We start from the raw sequence: 21,133 nt of genomic DNA, 5'->3' as shown, positions 1-21,133 counted from the left end.
AGTCTTTAATTAAAATAACACGCTTAAATTTATTATTGGGCGTGTTTTTTTATATCATAGCGCATATGAATTAAACTCTTTTTTGAAATTATTATCTGCTATTCAATAATATTATGGTTGTAATATTATAATTGAATATGAGTAATAATAATGAAAATATATTTCGATAAGTTAGCAAAATTTTTACCTGCAAATGATAAAAGAGAGAATGTGGTATTTTTACTATCGGAAAAAATAGCTAATTGTTTAAATTCATTACCTAAAAATAGTTTTTTTATTTTAAAACATAAAATTAGTAACGTTTATGTTGATAAGAATTTTTTCACTGAAATAAAAAGTGAATTAACTGATGTAATTAATAAATATATAGAGGGTAATATTCATCATTTAGATAAAATTAATGAGGCTAATAATAAATGCGGTGGTGTTTTTTTAGATAAAAAAAATATTAATTGTCTTACAGTTATAAACCTTAACTCATTAGATTCTGTAAAAAAGTTTATTGAGACTATAATTAGTGAAACAGGTTCTTCTTCTCTGAAAGATAAAATTCTTAATAAAGATAATAATCCAGCTATTAATTTATTTTTTGAGAAGGGTTTTTGGGGTGGATTTGAGAAAAAATCTATTAGCAAGTTAATTCAAGAGATAAAAAACAAAACAATAGAGTTAAATCCCGGGTGTAACCTACCTTTTATAATAGGTAAGAAAGAACATATACTTGTTAAGTTAGGTAATGTAGAAGCTGCTAATAATCAAGTTAAAATAGAAAATAAAGATGACAATAATATTGAGACTCATGTTAATAATACATTAAATAAAGAAAAAATTGAATCTGCGCTTACTAAATTTGAAATATCATTTAATTTTCTTAATGAAAATATCAATAAATTATATGATGTAATAAATAAATATTATAAATTTGCAAGTCTTAATAATGCTAATAATACCTTTGGCTTTATTAAGGATGGTGATGAAACGCTTGAGGATATTAATAAAGTTATTAATGAAAAAGACGAAGAACAATCTATAAAAAAACATTCGGATGTTTATAATGAATGTAATAAAAACTGTAAATTACTTAATGTATTTCATCAAGATTTCGTTAAAAAGTTTAGAGAAAAATCTTTAGAAAAAAATGATATTGATAAATTATCAGAAATGATAAAAAAAATTGAATCCAATACGGATTCCTTAGCGATTGAATTAAAATCTCTGGCATCTTTCTCTAATGCTTATAATAATTATGAAAATAAAATAAAAAATAAAGTTTCTAATATAGCAATCAAAAATAGCTCTTGCTGTTCGATTAATGAAATCACAACAAAAACAAATGAATGCTTATCATTATTAGATGGTTTTATAAAAAGAAAGGAGACGGGTTTTTTGTCTAAAGTGTATAAGTTCTTCTTTCCTAAAAAACATAATGAATCTTTGAGTCTATTAATTAATTATAAGAGTGAAATTAATAAGATATCATCTTATCTTAATAGTTATAAAGAAAAAAATGAATATTTTACTATCAATGATATTAGTTTAATGGTTACATCAAGGTTATCTAAAATAAATTACCCTGAAAGTTTATTAGGTTATTTATATGGAGAAAAGAGTAAGTGTAATAATTTCATTCAGTCTCTTTTTAAAAAGGATGACTGAATTTATTCTCATTGAGAATAAATTGACAATATTATATGTTTGATGCTTAGTTTATTAGTTATCAAACAGTATTAAGTGGGCTAAATATTATGGCTAAAATCGGTATTTTTGTAGGGACTGTTTACGGTAATGCATTAGCAGTTGCTGAAGAGGCACAGCGTATTTTACTTGAGCATAATCATCAAGCTAATGTTTACGAAGAAGGCACACTTGCAGATTGGGAAAAATATTCAACAGTACTTGTGATAACGTCAAGTACTGGGCAAGGTGATTTACCTGATACCATAGCTCCTCTATTTCATGAACTACGTGATAATGTAGGTTATCAACCAAACCTAAATTATGGCTTGATTGCCTTAGGCGATAGTAGTTATGACTATTTTTGTGGTGCAGGGATGCAATTTGATGAATTACTGCAAGAGCACCAATCAAAGCGTATCGGTGAAATATTAAAAATAGACGGTATGGATGTCGCGGAGCCAGAAGTATTTGCAATAGATTGGCTTGAAAACTGGGTTGGCCTATTAAATTAAGTAGAAAATAATCTGATATTTAATTGGTTAATAAAATAATGAGCCATATTCAGTATTTTAAAACACCGCTTGTTTCTATTTTATACAGTAACTAAGCGGTGTTTTTCTATAAAACTGACATACATAACAGTTAAAATGCCTTGTTATTAACGACGAGTCAGTTTTTCTAAATCGGCTTCGATTTCAGCAATTTTATTTGCTACAACGTGCTCAAGATGACGCAAGTCGTCCAGAATTTTATGTTTTAAATCGACTTCTACTTGGTCTTGTTGGCAAATTTGATCTAATTCTTCAATAACATAACGTAAGTTAGTATTGATTTCATTAACTTCTTTAAAACCTTGTCCTGATTGACCATCAGAAATTGTTTTACGTTGGCGTGGATATTTAAATTTTACGCTTTTTGCAAAGAATTCACCTTTATCTTTGCGAAAATAGATTTTTAAAATATCGTTGTTAGCTTCTTGGCGTAGAGTATAGCGGTCAATATCTTCAGGATGCGGGATCCCTAAATTTTTTAAATTATCGTACATATATTGGCACCTGATAGAAAGATGAGTGAAAGAATAGCGAACAGAATTAATTCTATCCGCTGTTCTTATATTAGTCGATAGTTCTTAACAATTCATTAATGCCTACTTTTCCACGCGTTTTAGCATCAACTTTTTTCACAATTACGGCGCAGTAAAGGCTGTAACTTCCATCTTTGGACGGTAAATTACCAGAAACAACAACAGAGCCAGCAGGGACTCGACCGTAATGAACTTCGCCTGTTTCTCTGTCATAAATTTTGGTACTTTGACCAATATAAACGCCCATTGAAATAACCGCGCCTTCTTCGACAATAACGCCTTCAACAATTTCAGAACGCGCGCCAATAAAGCAGTTATCTTCAATAATGGTTGGGTTTGCTTGTAGTGGCTCTAAAACACCACCAATACCAACGCCACCAGAAAGATGAACATTTTTCCCGATTTGAGCACATGAACCTACTGTTGCCCATGTATCAACCATGCTACCTTCATCAACGTAAGCACCAATGTTGACATAAGATGGCATTAAAACAGTGTTGCGAGCGATGTAAGCCCCTTGTCTAACTGCTGCGGGAGGAACAACACGAAAACCTTCTTTTTCAAAACGTGCTTGATCATAATCAGCAAATTTCATAGGCACTTTGTCAAAATAGCGACTTTCATTGCCATCTATCACTTGATTGTGATTAATACGAAAAGAGAGCAAAACCGCTTTTTTCAACCATTGATGAGTCACCCACTGACCATCAATTTTTTCCGCGACACGCAGTTTCCCGCTGTCTAGCAGTGCAATAACGCTATTAATAGCATCACGAATATGAGGCTCAACGTTGTTTGGAGTGATATCAGCACGATGTTCGAAGACGTTATCAATAATAGATTGTAATGCTTGCATTAATAGTATTTCCTATATGTATTGTCGTGGGTTTCTATATTTTATCCTTTGAAACTAGGGCTTTTGTCAACCTTTCTACGACTTCATCCTTCATTTTTTGGTTTAATGCCTTATTTTCGCTATCGGTTAATACGAAGAAGTCCTCAACACGTTCGCCTATTGTGGTTATTCTGGCACCATGTAATGAAAGTGAAAGATCAGCAAACACTTTACCAATAATTGCTAATAATCCTGGACGATCTCGTGCAAATAGTTCCATATAGGTGCGCTTATTATGGTTAGAAGCGATAAAGTTAATTTTTGTCGGAACGTCAAAATGGCGTAATTTGGCGGGTAATGAGCGTGTTTTTGCATTGGCGTTATAAGGGGCGGATACAACTTGGATAAGAGCGTTGCGGATTGCATTATATCTATCAATTGCCAGAGGTTTACCATTAGGCTCTAACACAATAAAAGTATCCATAGCCATGTTATCGCGGTTAGTAAAAATTTGAGCGTTATGGATACTTAAATTGCGTCTATCCAATTCACCTGCAACAGATGCAAAAAGGGATGGTCTATCAGCACACCAAATAAAGATTTCAGTACCACCATGCTCAGTTTGTTGGCTGATTAGCACCATAGGTTCAGCGCTATTATGCTCAATTAATGCAAGCGCATGCCATGCAATTTGTTCTGGTGTATGTCGTAAAAAATAGTCGGCATGGCAACGTCCCCAAATTGCCTGCAATTTATCTTCATCAACCTGTTTCATTCGTAAAATAGTTAGTGCTTGCAAACGATGATGGCGAATACGTTCACGTAAATCGGGAATAGAGTGCATACCTTGGCGTAGCTGATTTTCTGTTGATAAAAAAAGTTCACGTAATAGGCTCTGTTTCCAGCTATTCCATAGGCTACTATTAGTTGCACAGATATCCGCAACCGTTAAGCACAAAAGATAACGTAATCGACTTTCATTTTTTACTTCTGATGCAAACTGAAAAATAATGTCAGGATCTTGAATATCACGTCGCTGTGCTGTAACAGACATAAGTAAGTGATGACTAACAAGCCATTCAACTAATGCCGATTCTCTTTGATTTAAACCATGTTGTTGAGCAAAATGAACAACATCTTGGGCTCCTAATACGGAGTGATCACCATGGCGACCTTTGGCAATATCATGAAAAAGTGCAGCTAAACGTAATAATTCAAGTTGAGGAAGTTTGGGATAAATATCAACACAAAGCGGATGTTGCTCGTGGTTTTCATAAGAATCAAAACTTTCCAGTTTTTGTAAAACACGAATTGTATGTTCATCAACGGTATAGGCATGGAATAAATCAAACTGCATTTGACCCACAATATTATTCCATTGTGGGAAGTAAGCCGCTAATACACTATGTTTGTGCATGGGAACGAAAGCACCAGAAACTGCACGAGGATGGCGCAAGATCTGCATAAAAACTTGACGTGCGAGTGGGTACTCACATAACGGCTGTACTAGATGCCGACGAGCGTAACGTAAATGGCGGAGTGTTGTTGAATAAATTCCTGTGATCTCTTTATGCTCAGCCATACGTAAAAAGAGGCGCATAATAGCGATAGGATCATCAAGGAAGCAACTGTCATCAACGACATCAATTAATGAGCCTCTTAGTTGAAATTCATTATCTAAAGGTCGCGGTTTTACATTAGGTTGCAGAGCAAGAATGGCTTCATCAAATAATTGAAGTAACATATCATTTAACTCACTGACACGACGAGTTACGCGATAATAATCCTTCATCATTTTTTCAACGGGCTGATTGCCTTCGCCTTCATAATTTAAAAGTTGAGCAACATTGAGTTGTCTATCAAACAATAGACGATTGTCATAGCGAGAAAGTACAAGATGGAGAGCAAAGCGAATTTTCCATAGTGTGTATTGGCACTCTAGTAGCTCTTGTCCTTCCGCTGGCGTTAAAAAGCCAAAGTTGACCATTTCAGAAACTGAAGCAGCACCAAAATGGCGATGTGCTACCCAAATTAGAGTGTGGATATCGCGCAGTCCACCAGGGCTGCTTTTGATATCAGGCTCTAGATTATAACTAGTGCTATGGTATCGTTGATGTCTCTGTTTTTGTTCTTCAACTTTTGCAGCAAAAAAATCAGGTGATGGCCAAAATCCTTGGCTAAAAATATGGTTAATTAATTGCTGATAAAGTGAATTATTCCCACAAATAAGACGTGCTTCTAGTAAGTTTGTTGCAACCGTTAAGTCTGAAAGACCTTCTAAAAGACATTCTTCCATTGTTCTAACACTGGCACCAATTTCAAGGCGTACATCCCACAGTAATGTAATGAGTTTGCTGACTTTATCTTCTGCTTCTGGTGATAAAGGTGTCTCACTTAAAAAGAGAAGGTCAATATCAGAAAGTGGATGTAACTCTTGCCTGCCATAACCACCGACCGCAATGATACTAAGGTCTGGATAATCGGATAATTGTGTATAGCGCCATAATTGTGTTAATAGTTGATCAATGAAATGGCTACGAGCTTGAAGTAATAAAGCGACATCAACATCATGGTGAAAAGCCTCTGTTAACCAAGACTGAAATTGTTCGATTGATTGCTTAAGTTCAGCACAATTTTGTGTATTTTCTGTCAGCAAAAAAAGGGAAGGGGGCGGAGTTTGAAATGCGTTTTTATGAGTCATTGTTCGTCTTCTTTCTCAATGTTTGCTTATGACATTAAGACTAATGTTAAAACGATAACCTGACTAGTAATTCTGCTGTTTCATAGCAAATAAAATAAAAAAAGCGACACATCTCGAAAAAATATGTCGCTTTTACATTTTTAGCTAAAAAAGAATCTTATTCGTTGACTAATACCGCAGAAATAAACGGTTCTTCTTCTTTGCGTAATGTCATGATTTCACAGCCATTATCGGTAACGACTAACGTATGTTCGTATTGTGCTGACCAACCTCTGTCTTTAGTTTTAACAGTCCAGCCATCTTTCATTGTACGAATACGGTAATCACCTGTGTTTACCATTGGTTCAATGGTGAATGCCATGCCTTTTTGTAACACAACACCGCTATCATCTGCATCGTAGTGTAGAACTTGAGGTTCTTCATGGAACCCTTCACCAATACCATGACCACAATATTCGCGAACAACAGAATAGTCATGACCTTCAACAAATTTTTGAATTGCTTTGCCAAGTTCACGTAAGCGAATACCTGGTTTAACCATTTTAATGGCAAGGTAGAGGCTTTCTTGGGTGATACGACATAAACGTTCACCTTGTATTGTTGGTTTACCTACGATAAACATTTTTGAAGTATCGCCATGAAAACCATCTTTAATGACAGTGACATCAATATTAACGATATCACCATCTTTAAGGATTTTCTCTTCGCTAGGAATACCGTGGCAAATAACATCGTTAACCGAAATACAGACTGATTTAGGGAAACCATGATAGTTAAGACAAGCAGGAATAGCCTGTTGTGCGTTAACAATATGTTCATGACAAATACGGTCTAATTCAGCGGTGTTTACGCCAGGTTTTACGAACGGTGCGATAATTTCAAGAACTTCTGCCGCAAGACGACCTGCGACGCGCATTTTTTGAATATCTTCTTCTGTCTTGATTACAATAGCCATTTGAGTTCTTCGTCTAGATTAAAAGCCACAATACGAATTAGATAACACACTTTGTTGTATTCATATTTTGTATTGCAGGTTAAATGAATGATGATGAGAAATAATTCTGATTACCATTTATAATATCAGCAGAAAGTAGGTGTGCCAATAAAGAGGATATGTGCAATCTGTCTGATATCGAGAATAATGACGAACATTACGCCTTCTTAATCTGATTGTCTTTACATATTGCGCTTTTCTATTTGGTGTTTTTCTAGCAAATTGATATTAGGGCAATATTTCTCATCATTGCGTTAGTCTCGCTTTTTTCTTTGTTCAAATGATGTGTTTTTATGTCAAATAAGCCCGTGGCAAACGCAAGTAATAGTGGTTTCTTGAGGTTATTTATGGTATAAAGCGCGCCGGAGTTCTGTTATTGCATCACACTGTGAGTAATAGCCGTAAATCTGAAACATTCAATTGTGTTAATTACACACACAAATCGGCACATAACGCCGGGGTGCTCTTATGTAAAGGCCAAACCTTTACAGCTGATGAGTCGGTCGTATGGGATTTGTGGACGAAATAACCCCAAATTTAAATTTATAGAGGTCTAAAATGGCAACTGTTTCAATGCGCGATATGCTGCAAGCCGGTGTTCACTTCGGTCACCAAACTCGTTACTGGAATCCAAAAATGAAACCATTCATCTTTGGTGCGCGTAACAAAGTTCATATCATTAACTTGGAAAAAACTGTTCCAATGTTCAATGAAGCTCTGGTTGAACTGAACAAAATTGCTTCTCGTAAAGGCAAAATCCTGTTTGTTGGTACTAAGCGCTCTGCCGTTGAAGCTGTTAAAGAAGCAGCAGAAAGCTGTGACCAGTTTTATGTAAACCACCGCTGGTTAGGCGGTATGCTGACTAACTGGAAAACTGTTCGTCAGTCAATCAAACGCCTGAAAGATTTAGAATCACAATCTCAGGACGGTACTTTTGACAAACTGACCAAGAAAGAAGCGTTAATGCGTTCTCGTGAACTTGGTAAGTTAGAAAACAGCCTGGGTGGTATCAAAGACATGGGCGGTTTACCTGACGCTCTGTTTGTTATCGATGCTGAACACGAACACATTGCTATCAAAGAAGCAAACAACCTGGGTATTCCAGTATTTGCTATCGTTGATACTAACTCTGATCCAGATGGTATCGACTTCATTATCCCTGGTAATGACGATGCAATCCGTGCGGTTAAATTATATCTGACCGCCGCAGCTACAGCTGTTCGTGAAGGTCGTTCTCAAGATCTGGCTGTTCAGGCTGAAGAAGGCTTAGTCGAAGCTGAATAATAAGGCATGCTCGTAAGAGCCCTTATTTAACCAGGTATTGCTATATATTGGTTAGGGGGCCTCAATAGGCCCCCTTTACACATCTGCTATGAGAACATCTATGGCTAGTCCATAGAAAAGTCGAGGAAGAAACAAATGTCTGGAATTACCGCTGCATTGGTAAAAGAACTGCGTGAACGTACTGGCGCAGGCATGATGGAATGTAAAAAAGCGCTAGTTGAAGCTAATGGTGATATCGAATTAGCAATCGACAACATGCGTAAATCAGGTCAAGCTAAAGCTGCTAAAAAAGCAGGCCGTGTTGCTGCTGAAGGTATCATCCTTGCAGAAGTTGCTGCTGATGGTAAATTCGGTGCGCTGGTTGAGCTGAACTGTGAAACAGACTTCGTTGCTAAAGATGCTGGTTTCATCGCTTTCGGTAAAGAAGTTATGGCTGCTGTATTAGCAGACAAAACTGATGATATCGATGCTCTGAAAGCTAAATTCGAAGAAGCACGTACTGCATTAGTTGCTAAAATCGGTGAAAACATCAACATTCGTCGTGTTGCTGTATTAGAAGCTGACGAATTAGGTACTTACCTACACGGTGCTCGCATCGGTGTTCTAGTTTCAGCTAAAGGCGCTAACGAAGAACTGATCAAACACATTGCTATGCACGTTGCTGCAAGCAAACCAGAATATGTTCGTCCTGAAGATGTTCCTGCTGATGTTGTTGAACATGAGCACCAAATTCAGATGGATATTGCAATGCAATCAGGTAAACCACGCGAAATCGCAGAAAAAATGGTTATCGGTCGCATGAATAAATTCACCGGTGAGATTTCTCTGACTGGTCAGCATTTCGTAATGGATCCAAGCAAAACTGTTGGCGAACTGCTGAAAGAAAACAATGCTGATGTTATCAACTTCGTTCGTTTCGAAGTTGGTGAAGGTATTGAGAAAGTTGAAGCTGATTTCGCAGCTGAAGTTGCTGCAATGAGCAAATAATAACGCTTAGCGTTAACAGAACCGCCTAATGGCGGTTCTATTTTGTTGTAATCTCCACTGGCTGTTTGCTTTTTTTTGTTAAAAAGAGAAGCTATCTAAAACCTCCAATTAACTAATCTGCTTAGGACAGAACACCATGGCTACCAATGCAAAACCTGTATATCAGCGAATTTTATTAAAGCTGAGTGGCGAAGCCCTGCAAGGCGCAGAAGGTTTCGGTATCGATGCGAGCGTACTTGATCGCATGGCTCAGGAAATCAAAGAACTCGTTGAATTAGGTATACAAGTCGGTGTCGTAATTGGCGGTGGTAACTTGTTCCGTGGCGCGGGTCTTGCTGCGGCAGGTATGAACCGTGTTGTGGGTGACCACATGGGAATGCTCGCGACAGTAATGAATGGTTTAGCAATGCGTGATTCATTGCACCGTGCTTATGTAAACGCACGCCTTATGTCTGCATTTCCACTGAATGGTGTCTGCGATAACTACAGTTGGGCAGAAGCAATTAGCTTATTACGCCACGGTCGAGTCGTTATTTTCTCGGCTGGTACAGGTAACCCATTCTTTACTACCGATTCAGCTGCGTGTTTACGCGGTATTGAAATTGAAGCTGACGTTGTATTAAAAGCAACGAAAGTGGACGGCGTTTATTCTGCCGATCCAACCAAAGATCCTGATGCAGTACTTTATGAAACACTGACTTATCAGGATGTATTAGAACGTGAATTGAAAGTCATGGATCTTGCTGCATTCACATTAGCCCGAGATCATAATTTACCTATCCGCGTATTCAATATGAATAAACCGGGTGCATTACGTCGGGTTGTAATGGGTGAAAGTGAAGGAACTTTGATTTCTCACGCTTAATACACAGAGACAACGGTATAATTTGGCGCTAACATCTAGAGTACGCCAATTCATTTATGTCGATATGATTTCATATCGACTGGAAGATAACCAGTTCCCAAGGGTTTATAACGTGATTAATGAAATCAAAAAAGATGCTCAAGAACGCATGGATAAAAGCGTTGAAGCACTAAAAAGCCAGATTAATAAAGTTCGTACTGGTCGTGCATCTCCTAGCCTTTTAGATGGCATTGTAGTTGAATACTACGGAGCGCCAACGCCATTAAACCAAGTTGCTAACGTTGTCGCAGAAGATGGCCGTACACTGGCAATCACTGTATTCGACCGTACTTTAGCACCAGCTGTTGAAAAAGCGATTATGGCATCAGATTTAGGTTTAAATCCTTCATCTGCTGGCACCATTATCCGTGTTCCACTGCCTCCGTTAACTGAAGAACGTCGTAAAGACTTAATCAAAGTTGTTCGTGGTGATGCAGAACAAGGTCGCGTTTCTGTTCGTAATATCCGTCGTGATGCTAACGATAAAATAAAAGCATTACTGAAAGATAAAGAAATCAGCGAAGATGATGAACGCCGTTCACAAGATGACATTCAGAAGTTAACTGACATGTTCATTAAAAAAATTGATGATGCATTAGCTCTGAAAGAAGCAGAGTTAATGGAATTCTAATTTTTATATCTTTTTTCGATAATGCCGCTCTTTAGCGGCATTATTTTTAATTATTTATTTGAAAATTCGTGCTTAATACCTTCTTTTGTCACATTATTTATTAAAGTTTTCATCTTTAATCCTCATTTACCTTGCCATACTGATATAATTCTCTTTAATTAAAACGTTGTAGACATACTGATTGATTAATAAATGAAACAAATAACTATATTAGGCTCAACAGGATCTATCGGAACTAGCACTCTTTCCGTAATTGAAAATAATCCTGATGAGTATCAGGTCCTTGCTCTAGCCGCAGGTAAAAATGCAGACAAGATGGCACAGCAGTGCCTTGCTTTCCAGCCTAAATACGCTGTGATGTCTGATGAAAAAAGTGCAAATCAACTTAAACAGTTACTCGCTAATACATCTTGTAAAACAGAAATTCTATCTGGCTCTCATGCGATCAATGAAATTGCAGCTCTTGATGAAGCTGATCAGGTCATGTCTGCTATAACTGGTGTTGCAGGATTAAAACCGACACTTGCAGCCATTGAAAAAGGCAAAAGAATTCTGTTAGCGAATAAAGAATCACTGATAACGAGTGGGCGTCTTTTCTTTGATGCGGTTGCTAAATATGGTGCGACAATTTTACCCATTGATAGCGAACATAATGCAATTTATCAAAGCTTACCTAAAGCAATCCAAGAAAATCTAGGTCATGCGTCTTTAGCGAATGAAGGTGTGACAAGCATTTTGTTAACAGGCTCTGGTGGGCCATTTCGCTATACGCCATTAGAAGAGCTGGATGTAATGACGCCAGATCAAGCGTGTGCGCATCCAAATTGGTCTATGGGGCGTAAAATTTCGGTTGATTCTGCAACGATGATGAATAAAGGGCTTGAGTATATTGAAGCTCGTTACTTCTTTAATGCTTCTGAAGAAGAAATGGAAGTTATTATTCATCCACAATCTGTCATTCATTCAATGGTTCGCTATCGAGATGGCAGTATTATCGCTCAAATTGGTGAGCCCGATATGAGAACACCAATTGCGTACTCAATGGCTTATCCTCATCGTACTCAATCTGGTGCAAAAGCATTAGATTTCTTTGAGATTCAATCTCTAGAGTTTATTCGCCCAGATTATCAACGTTACCCTTGTTTAGCACTTGCTATTGAAGCGTCAAAACGTGGGCAAGCGGCAACAACAGTGTTAAATGCGGCTAATGAAGTGGTTGTTGATGCATTTTTACACGAAAAAGTGAAATTTACTGATATTGCTAAAATTAATCGCAAAGTTGTTGAACATTTTGACCTATCAGAGCCTCAAAGTATTAATGATGTCCTAGAAATTGATAAATTAGCAAGATTAGAAACTCATCAGATAATCACCCAATTTGTATAATGGTGATTATATTTAATATAGGGTGTTTGTTCGTCTTTCTGGCTAATGGTATAGTTGCCGAATCACTAAAGACAATAATGAAAATTAACAGTTCATTACTAAGGCTATCGCTTTAGCAACTTTGGGGCTTTGCCAAAGGCCGTGGGTGACACGGTTTTTTTTTGTGCATAGGTTATCCGAAGAGGACTGTCTGTATCAGTATCAGATTAGCAAAGGGTTAAATTGAGTGAACTTATCCAGTGATGATTCATCCGCATCAAAACCAAAGCATGTTGCTATCATTATGGATGGCAATGGACGCTGGGCAAAAAAGCAAGGGAAGCTCCGAGTAACGGGGCATCGCGCGGGAATTAAAGCAGTTCGGGATGCAGTTAGCTTTTCCGTAAAACACAAAATTGAATCGCTAACGTTATATGCATTTAGTAGCGAAAACTGGAATAGACCAGAGCAGGAAGTGAGTTCTCTCATGGAGTTATTCGTTTTCGCTTTAGATAACGAAGTGAAGAGCCTGCATAAACATAATGTTAAATTAACGGTTATTGGTGATATTAGCCGTTTTAGCCGTCGTTTACAGGACCGAATTAAAAGTTCTGAGGCACTCACTGCGAATAATACAGGGCTTAATTTAAATATTGCGGCTAATTATGGCGGTCGGTGGGATATTACTCAAAGCGTAAAACAATTAGCGACATCCCTCGCAAAAGGGGAAATTAGTCTCGAAGATATTAATGAAAATGCAATATCTTCACATCTTTGCTTGCATAATCAGCCTGAAGTCGATCTTGTTATTCGTACAGGTGGTGAGCATCGTATAAGTAATTTTCTTATTTGGCAGATTGCTTATGCTGAGCTTTATTTTACACAGGTTTTATGGCCTGATTTTGATGAACAAGTTTTTCAGAATGCATTAGATGCTTTTGCTAAACGGGAAAGACGTTTCGGTGGTACTACATCAGAAACAGATACTATAAATCTGGGAGGATAACTTGCTTAAGTATCGTGTCATCACCGCATTAATTTTAATCCCTATTGTTATTGCTGCACTATTTCTACTTCCTCCAGCAGGTTTTGGATTAGTGATTATCGCAATATCAGGCTTAGCGGGTTGGGAATGGGCACAATTTATTGGCTGGCATTCTCAAGGCAAACGTATTGCAACAGGGATCGGTTTTGCTGCATTGTTACTCGTTATGCAGTTTTCTTTACCTAATTTTGACCACCTACTAGACACTCCAATGATAAAAAATGGTTTGTGGGCGGGTTTAATTTGGTGGGTAGCAGCAATTTTATTAGTTGTAAGTTATCCTAATTCAGCCAATATGTGGAAAAATTCAGTTTTTATTAAGCTATTGTTCGGTATATTGACGATTGTTCCTTTTTATTGTGGCATGATGGCGCTGCGTATGCTGGGTTATAACACTGACACTTATACAGGCGCATGGTGGTTACTGTATGTCATGTTATTAGTTTGGGCTGCTGACTCTGGAGCTTATGCTTTCGGACGTTTAATTGGAAAACATAAAATGGCGCCTAAAGTATCCCCAGGTAAAACCCTCGAAGGGTTAGTTGGTGGGTTGATTACGGCAGGTGTTGCATCGTGGTTATTTACTTATTTTGCACCTGTGACTGAAGTACCCAATAACTTGTTATTAATATCTGGCGTTGTCGTCATAGTATCGGTATTTGGTGATCTAGCAGAAAGCATGTTTAAACGTGTTGCAGGCATTAAAGACAGTAGCCAATTGATACCGGGACATGGTGGTGTGCTTGATAGAATTGATAGTTTGACTGCGGCTATCCCAGTCTTTGCAGGATTGGTCTTTCTGATTTCTTCTGGCTTTAAACTATAAAGGTAAGTAATGGGTATCCTGTGGAATCTTGCCGCATTTATTATCGTTTTAGGTATTTTAATTACGGTACATGAGTTTGGACATTTTTGGGTAGCTAGGCGCTGTGGTATTTATGTCGAGCGTTTTTCTATTGGTTTTGGAAAAGCAATTTGGCGCAAAATAGATAAACATGGCACTGAATTTGTTATCGCATGGATACCTTTGGGTGGCTATGTAAAAATGTTAGATGAAAGAGTCGCTGAGGTTGCACCTGAGCGCCGTCATCTTGCATTTAATAATAAAACAGTTGGTCAGCGTGCTGCGGTTGTTGCCGCAGGACCTATTGCCAACTTTTTGTTAGCGATTGTCGCCTATTGGATAGTTTTTATGATAGGTGTTCCTGCATTAAAACCTATAATTGCAGACATTCGTCCGAATTCTATCGCAGAACAAGCAAAATTAACGCCTGGAATGGAACTAAAATCCGTTGCAGGTATCGAAACGCCTGATCAGAATGCAGTTCGTTTAGCGTTAGTTAGTCAAATTGGTGCCAAAGAGGTTTCATTCGTTGTTTCAGATCTAAATTCTCTTTCTGAGAGTGAGAATATACTGAATTTACAACAATGGAATTTTGATCCTGAAAAACAAGATCCTATCTTGTCCCTAGGGATAATGCCTGTTGGCGCAAGGTTAGACTCAAAGATTATTGAAGTTACGGAAGGCTCCGCTGCTGAAAAAGCGGGTTTACAGGCAGGGGATCGTATCGTTAAAGTTGACGGTCAGCCAATTGATACATGGCATCCATTTACTTATTTTGTTCGACAAAGTCCAAATAAAGTCTTGGAGCTTCTTGTTGAACGTAACGGCTCGTCGTTGATGTTGAATATTACGCCGACAGCTGTTGCACTGAAAGATGGTACTGAAGTAGGGCAAGTTGGTGCGCAATTGCAAATATTACCTCCTGATGAGCAATATTTGATAATGCAGCAATACAACCCATTTTCAGCGCTCTATGAAGCATCTGATAAAACATGGCAGTTGATGGGTTTAACTGTCAAAATGATTGGCAAGTTAGTGGTTGGTGACGTCAAATTAACTAACCTTAGTGGACCTGTTTCTATCGCGAAAGGCGCAGGAATGTCTGCTGATTCTGGTTTTGTTTATTATTTGATGTTTATGGCGCTTATCAGTGTCAATTTGGGGATCATTAACTTGTTTCCCCTGCCTGTCCTAGATGGCGGGCACCTGCTTTTCCTGGTTATCGAGAAGATAAAGGGAGGGCCGGTATCTGAGCGTGTACAAGATTTCTGTTATCGTATTGGTATTATGGCACTGATGCTTTTAATGGGACTTGCACTTTTCAATGATTTCTCTCGCTTATAATTGGTAAGCAGGGACCGGTTAGGAAAACACAAAACAACGATGGCGATGAAAAAGTTGCTTATAGCGTCGCTGCTGCTGGGCAGCGCCACTGCATACGGTTCAGACGGATTCGTAGTTCAGGACATTCAATTTGAAGGTCTTCAACGCGTCGCCGTTGGTGCAGCATTACTGAACATGCCTGTCCGAGTTGGAGACTCGGTCGGTAATGATGATATCAGCCGAACTATCCGTTCATTATTTGCGACAGGAAACTTTGATGATGTTCGTGTCCTGCGTGACGGAAATACACTGATTGTTCAAGTAAAAGAGCGTCCAACTATTGCCAGCATTACTTTTTCTGGTAACAAAGCAATCAAGGAAGAGATGCTAAAACAGAATCTTGATGCTTCTAACATTCGTATCGGTGAAACACTTGACCGCACAATGCTAGCGAATATCGAGAAAGGGCTTGAAGATTTCTATTATAGTGTTGGTAAATATAATGCAACTGTAAAAGTGGTTGTTACACCTCTTCCTCGTAATCGTGTTGACTTAAAACTCGTGTTTGCAGAGGGTGTTTCAGCAACTATTCAGCAAATCAACATTGTTGGTAATAAAGCATTTTCTACTGCTGAGCTCGTTAACCGTTTCCAATTACGTGATGATGTTCCTTGGTGGAACTTAGCGGCTGATGAAAAATATCAGAAGCAAAAACTGGCTGGTGACTTAGAAACATTAAGAAGCTTCTATCTTGATCGTGGTTATGCACGTTTTGATATTGAATCGACGAATGTCAGTTTAACGCCAGACAAAAAGGGAATTTACATTACCATTAACCTGAAAGAAGGTGATAAATACACAGTAGAAAATACTGAAGTCAATGGTAATACTGCGGGCTACACTAAACAAATTGAAGAGCTTATCGAAATTGCACCCGGCTCTCTTTATAATGGCGCGCAAGTCACTAAAACAGAAAATGATATTAAAAATCTGTTAGGTCGTTATGGATATGCTTATCCTCGCGTTATGACAAACCCTGAAATTAATGATGAAAATAAAACCGTCAAACTGCATGTAAACGTAGATGCAGGAAACCGTTTCTATGTTCGTCAAGTCCGTTTCGCTGGTAATGACATCACTAAAGACTCTGTTTTACGTCGTGAAATGCGTCAAATGGAAGGTGCATGGTTAGGTAGCGATTTAGTTGAACAAGGTAAAGAGCGTTTAAATCGTTTAGGTTATTTCGAAACGGTTGAAACAGAAACTCAGCGTATTCCAGGTTCTCCTGATCAGGTTGATATCGTTTATCGTGTCAAAGAGCGTAACACAGGCTCTCTTAACTTTGGTGTCGGTTTCGGTACTGAAAGTGGCGTGAGCTTCCAAGTAGGTGTTACTCAAGATAACTGGTTAGGTACAGGTAACGCAGTTGCTATTAACGCGAGTAAAAATGATTACTCAACTTACGCAGAATTATCTGTGACTGACCCATACTTTACCGTTAATGGTGTGAGTTTAGGCGGTCGAATTTTCTATAATGATTTCCGCGCTAATGATGCTGATTTATCTGGTTATACCAATAAATCTTATGGTGTAGATGGTACATTAGGCTTCCCAATTAATGAATATAACTCAGCACGTCTTGGCTTAGGCTATACTCATAATGGTCTGTCACGTATGGAACCGCAGGTTGCAATGTGGCGTTACCTAGAAAGTATGGGTGAAAATCCAGGCTTTGATAAACGTGAATCGTTTAATGCTGATGACTATACTGTCAGTATGGGTTGGACATTTAATAACTTAAACAAAGGTTTCTTCCCAACATCAGGTGCGAGAAGTAACTTAAGTGGACGTGTGACTGTACCGGGCTCTGACAACAAGTACTATAAAGTCACTTGGGACGGTATGTACTATTACCCAATTAATGAGAAAGAGTCTTGGGTAACCTTACTTAAAGGTCGTTTAGGCTACGGTGATGGTTTAGGTGGTAAAGAATTACCATTCTATGAAAACTTCTATGCAGGTGGTTCGGGGACAGTTCGTGGTTTCCGTTCAAATAATATCGGGCCTAAAGCGGTTTACCTTGACGCAAATGGTAAGCCAAAACCAGGTGAGCCATCTAGCGATGCTATCGGTGGTAACGCAATGGCTGTGGCAAGTTTTGAGCTGATCACTCCAACGCCATTTGTAGATGATAAATACTCATCTTCAGTCAGAACCTCTCTGTTTGTTGATGCAGGTACGGTGTGGGATACTAAGTGGAGTAGCACTAACTCAGCTTGGACAGCAGGTATGCCTGATTATAGCCGTGCAAGTGATATACGTGTTTCAACCGGTGTTGCGTTACAATGGTTATCTCCTTTAGGTCCGTTAGTATTCTCTTATGCTAAGCCAATAAAAGATTACGAAGGCGATAAATCAGAGCAATTCCAGTTTAATATTGGTAGAACGTGGTAGCGATGTAAGTAAAGTTGATGCCTGATTCACAATGCTGAAAAAGGCATCCGATTTCTGACAAAAAATTATTTTTGGTTTTAAGGAGTTTAATCGTGAAAAAATTGTTATGTGCCGCTGCCCTAGGAATGGCATTGACCATGTCAGCAGGTGTTCAAGCCGCAGATAAAGTAGGTGTTGTGAACATCGGTCAAGTTCTCCAACAAATTCCTAACCGTGATGCGGTAGAGAAACAATTGGAAAATGAATTCAAATCACGTGACACTGAATTGCAGAACTTAGGTAAAGCATTACAGACAGCTGTTGAGAAATATCAAAAAGACGCGCCAACTATGAATGCAACACAACGTGCAAATACAGAGAAAGATCTGGTTGCTAAACGTGAAGCATATGCACAAAAAGCACAAGCTTTTGAGCAAGACTTTAGCCGTCGTCAAGCTGAAGAACGTAACAAAATCATGAAACGTGTATTAGACGCTGTTGATGCAGTAGCGAAGAAAGAAGGCTATGATGTGATCCTTGATGCTAACACTGTACCTTATTTCGCAGATGGTAAAGATATTACTGCTCAGGTTCAAAAACAGGTTAAATAATAGATGTTTTCAATTCGATTAGCTGATCTTGCTCAGCAGTTGAATGCACAGTTACACGGCGATGGTGATATCACTATCGCCGGTCTTGCTTCAATGAGCCTAGCAAATAGCGAACAAATTACATTTCTTTCCGATAGTCGCTATCGTGAAAAATTAAGTGAATGTCAGGCTGCTGCTGTTGTATTAACAGAAGCTGATCTTCCGTTTTGTCCCGTTGCCGCACTTGTGGTGAAAAACCCGTATCTTGCCTATGCTCAAATGGCACAGATAATGGATACAACACCGCAGCCAGCACAGGATATCCATCCAAGTGCTGTTATTTCTCCTGACGCTAAGTTAGGAAAAAATGTATCAGTGGGTGCAAATGCCGTTATCGAATCTGATGTTATCCTTGGTGATAATGTTGTGATTGGTGCCGGTTGTTTTGTGGGTAAAAAAGCACATATTGGCGATAATAGCCGTTTATGGGCAAATGTATCTATTTATCATGAAGTTATCATTGGTAAAGATTGTTTGGTTCAGTCAGGTACTGTGATTGGTTCAGATGGTTTTGGTTATGCTAATGAACGTGGTAATTGGATCAAAATTCCACAATTAGGTTCAGTAGTGATTGGTGATCGCGTTGAAATCGGTGCATGTACTACAATCGACCGAGGCGCATTAGATAACACAGTTATCGGTAATGGTGTTATCATTGATAACCAGTGCCAAATCGCACATAACGTTATTATTGGTGATAATACCGCAGTTGCTGGTGGTGTCATCATGGCGGGCAGCCTGAAAATAGGCCGCTATTGTATGATTGGTGGAGCAAGTGTTATCAATGGTCACATGGAAATCTGTGATAAAGTCACGGTAACAGGTATGGGAATGGTAATGCGTCCTATCACTGAACCGGGTGTTTATTCTTCAGGAATTCCGCTGCAATCGAATAAAGCATGGCGTAAAACCGCAGCTCTTGTGTTGCGAATTGATGAAATGCAAAAAAGGCTCAAGTCGCTTGAACGTCAAGTAGAAAGTAGCGACAAGTAACAATATACGTCATTGACGAATGTTACCCATTTTGCGACCTGCGGGTTAACTCACTTTTTGAGTCACAGCAGGTCGTGTCATTATTAATTAGACTCAGTTTTATTAGACAGGAAGAGTATTGCAATGAGTGAGAATCATACTCTGCAAATCGAAGAAATTTTAGATTTACTTCCACACCGTTACCCATTCTTATTGGTTGATCGTGTCCTTGATTTTGAAGAAAAGAAATTTCTAAGAGCAGTAAAAAATGTATCTTTTAATGAGCCTTTCTTTCAAGGTCACTTTCCAGGAAAACCAATTTTTCCGGGCGTACTGATCCTCGAAGCCATGGCACAGGCAACGGGTATTTTAGCATTCAAAAGCGTAGGAAAGCTGGAACCTGGTGAACTCTACTATTTTGCTGCTATTGACGGTGCTCGCTTTAAACGTCCTGTCTTACCTGGGGATCAAATGATCCTAGAGGTAGAATTCATTAAAGAACGTCGTGGTGTTGCTCGCTTTAAAGGCGTCGCTAAAGTTGATGGGGAAATTGCTTGCGAAGCTGAAATGATGTGTGCTCGCCGCCGTGAGGTCTAGCCTATGATAGATAAATCCGCAGTAATTCACCCTTCCTCAATTATTGAAGAGGGTGCGGTAATCGGTGCTAATGTTCGCATTGGCCCTTTTTGTGTCATTGGTGCTAACGTTGAGATTGGTGAAGGTACTGACATCAAATCTCATGTTGTTATCAATGGGCACACACGCATTGGCCGAGATAATCAGATTTATCAATTCACTTCTATCGGTGAAGTTAATCAGGATCTGAAATATCGTGGTGAACCAACGCAAGTCATTATTGGTGATCGAAACCTTATTCGTGAAAGTGTGACTATCCACCGTGGAACAACCCAAGGTGGCAATATCACAAAAATTGGTAACGATAATCTACTGATGATTAATACCCACGTCGCACATGATTGTATCATTGGTGATCGTTGTATTATTGCAAATAACGGCACACTGGGTGGTCACGTCACTTTAGGTGATTTTGTGATTATCGGTGGTATGAGCGCCGTTCATCAGTTTTGCCAAATTGGCTCTCATGTGATGGTCGGTGGATGTTCAGGCGTGGCACAAGACGTTCCTCCTTTTGTTATTGCACAAGGAAACCACGCGACGCCTTATGGGCTGAATATTGAAGGATTAAAGCGCAGAGGTTTTGCTAAAGAAGATCTTCATGCAATTCGTAATGCTTACAAAGTACTTTACCGTAATGGTAAAACACTGGAAGAAGCGCGTGAAGAAATTGGACAATTGGTTGCTGATAATAATAATCCGCATGTCAAACTGTTCAGTGATTTTCTGGAGAACTCAGCAAAATCTAACCGCGGTATCATTCGCTAA

Annotated in this window: 19 protein-coding genes; 15 read left to right on the top strand and 4 right to left on the bottom strand. The window is 38.6% G+C overall.

All coding sequences use genetic code 11. The features are described from left to right. Positions 1-150: 150 nt before the first annotated feature. Together ACNART_RS11065 and ACNART_RS11060 are read left to right on the top strand one after the other, a co-directional pair. Positions 151-1,656, top strand: coding sequence for a hypothetical protein (locus ACNART_RS11065; RefSeq protein ID WP_198632344.1), 1,506 nt, complete (start codon positions 151-153; stop codon positions 1,654-1,656). Positions 1,657-1,745: 89 nt separating this feature from the next. After that, positions 1,746-2,189, top strand: coding sequence for a flavodoxin (locus tag ACNART_RS11060; RefSeq protein ID WP_368887852.1), 444 nt, complete (start codon positions 1,746-1,748; stop codon positions 2,187-2,189). Positions 2,190-2,335: 146 nt separating this feature from the next. Here the strand turns inward: ACNART_RS11060 and ACNART_RS11055 are convergent, their stop codons facing one another. The 4 genes from ACNART_RS11055 to map form a co-directional block, all read right to left on the bottom strand. Next, positions 2,336-2,722: a DUF3461 family protein gene (locus ACNART_RS11055; RefSeq protein WP_006535910.1), complete on the bottom strand. Its 387-nt coding sequence runs from the start codon at positions 2,720-2,722 to the stop codon at positions 2,336-2,338. Between the two features lie 70 nt (positions 2,723-2,792). Next, the gene (gene dapD, locus ACNART_RS11050) at positions 2,793-3,617 is read right to left on the bottom strand and encodes a 2,3,4,5-tetrahydropyridine-2,6-dicarboxylate N-succinyltransferase (RefSeq protein ID WP_416303597.1); all 825 of its coding nucleotides are present in this window, start codon (positions 3,615-3,617) and stop codon (positions 2,793-2,795) included. A 34-nt stretch (positions 3,618-3,651) separates the two neighbouring features. Beyond that, positions 3,652-6,297, bottom strand: a complete 2,646-nt coding sequence (gene glnD, locus ACNART_RS11045; protein ID WP_368927952.1) for a bifunctional uridylyltransferase/uridylyl-removing protein GlnD — start codon at positions 6,295-6,297, stop codon at positions 3,652-3,654. 157 nt (positions 6,298-6,454) lie between these two features. Further along, the gene (map, locus tag ACNART_RS11040) at positions 6,455-7,252 is read right to left on the bottom strand and encodes a type I methionyl aminopeptidase (protein ID WP_075671708.1); all 798 of its coding nucleotides are present in this window, start codon (positions 7,250-7,252) and stop codon (positions 6,455-6,457) included. 597 nt (positions 7,253-7,849) lie between these two features. Between map and rpsB the strand changes: the two genes are divergently transcribed. The 13 genes from rpsB to lpxA all read left to right on the top strand — a co-directional run bounded on the left by rpsB (position 7,850) and on the right by lpxA (position 21,133). Next, positions 7,850-8,575, top strand: coding sequence for a 30S ribosomal protein S2 (rpsB, locus tag ACNART_RS11035; RefSeq protein ID WP_023582712.1), 726 nt, complete (start codon positions 7,850-7,852; stop codon positions 8,573-8,575). 135 nt (positions 8,576-8,710) lie between these two features. After that, positions 8,711-9,562, top strand: coding sequence for a translation elongation factor Ts (gene tsf, locus ACNART_RS11030; RefSeq protein WP_109373115.1), 852 nt, complete (start codon positions 8,711-8,713; stop codon positions 9,560-9,562). Positions 9,563-9,698: 136 nt separating this feature from the next. Then, positions 9,699-10,427 carry a UMP kinase gene (pyrH, locus tag ACNART_RS11025; protein WP_023582710.1) on the top strand — a complete coding sequence of 243 codons (729 nt, stop codon included), beginning with the start codon at positions 9,699-9,701 and terminating at the stop codon, positions 10,425-10,427. A 112-nt stretch (positions 10,428-10,539) separates the two neighbouring features. Beyond that, entirely contained in the window at positions 10,540-11,097 is a 558-nt protein-coding gene (gene frr / locus ACNART_RS11020; RefSeq protein WP_109373116.1) for a ribosome recycling factor, read from the top strand. Between the two features lie 192 nt (positions 11,098-11,289). Then, positions 11,290-12,483, top strand: coding sequence for a 1-deoxy-D-xylulose-5-phosphate reductoisomerase (ispC, locus tag ACNART_RS11015; protein ID WP_198626184.1), 1,194 nt, complete (start codon positions 11,290-11,292; stop codon positions 12,481-12,483). Between the two features lie 283 nt (positions 12,484-12,766). Beyond that, positions 12,767-13,468: a polyprenyl diphosphate synthase gene (gene uppS, locus ACNART_RS11010; protein ID WP_232797595.1), complete on the top strand. Its 702-nt coding sequence runs from the start codon at positions 12,767-12,769 to the stop codon at positions 13,466-13,468. Position 13,469: 1 nt separating this feature from the next. Next, the gene (cdsA, locus tag ACNART_RS11005) at positions 13,470-14,333 is read left to right on the top strand and encodes a phosphatidate cytidylyltransferase (protein WP_198620934.1); all 864 of its coding nucleotides are present in this window, start codon (positions 13,470-13,472) and stop codon (positions 14,331-14,333) included. Positions 14,334-14,342: 9 nt separating this feature from the next. Next, positions 14,343-15,695, top strand: coding sequence for a sigma E protease regulator RseP (rseP, locus tag ACNART_RS11000; RefSeq protein ID WP_109373119.1), 1,353 nt, complete (start codon positions 14,343-14,345; stop codon positions 15,693-15,695). A gap of 39 nt (positions 15,696-15,734) precedes the next feature. Next, positions 15,735-18,128 (top strand): outer membrane protein assembly factor BamA, encoded by a 2,394-nt coding sequence (gene bamA / locus ACNART_RS10995; protein WP_196532754.1) that lies wholly within the window; start codon positions 15,735-15,737, stop codon positions 18,126-18,128. 92 nt (positions 18,129-18,220) lie between these two features. Beyond that, entirely contained in the window at positions 18,221-18,718 is a 498-nt protein-coding gene (locus ACNART_RS10990) for an OmpH family outer membrane protein (protein ID WP_036934019.1), read from the top strand. Between the two features lie 3 nt (positions 18,719-18,721). After that, positions 18,722-19,750 (top strand): UDP-3-O-(3-hydroxymyristoyl)glucosamine N-acyltransferase, encoded by a 1,029-nt coding sequence (gene lpxD, locus ACNART_RS10985; protein WP_109373121.1) that lies wholly within the window; start codon positions 18,722-18,724, stop codon positions 19,748-19,750. 123 nt (positions 19,751-19,873) lie between these two features. Further along, entirely contained in the window at positions 19,874-20,326 is a 453-nt protein-coding gene (gene fabZ, locus ACNART_RS10980) for a 3-hydroxyacyl-ACP dehydratase FabZ (protein WP_006535887.1), read from the top strand. A 3-nt stretch (positions 20,327-20,329) separates the two neighbouring features. Then, the gene (gene lpxA / locus ACNART_RS10975; RefSeq protein WP_088494703.1) at positions 20,330-21,133 is read left to right on the top strand and encodes an acyl-ACP--UDP-N-acetylglucosamine O-acyltransferase; all 804 of its coding nucleotides are present in this window, start codon (positions 20,330-20,332) and stop codon (positions 21,131-21,133) included.

This window comes from Proteus sp. LHD240705 (assembly GCF_047921555.1).
Lineage (GTDB): Bacteria > Pseudomonadota > Gammaproteobacteria > Enterobacterales > Enterobacteriaceae > Proteus.
This window is presented reverse-complemented; position numbering and strand designations above follow the sequence as displayed.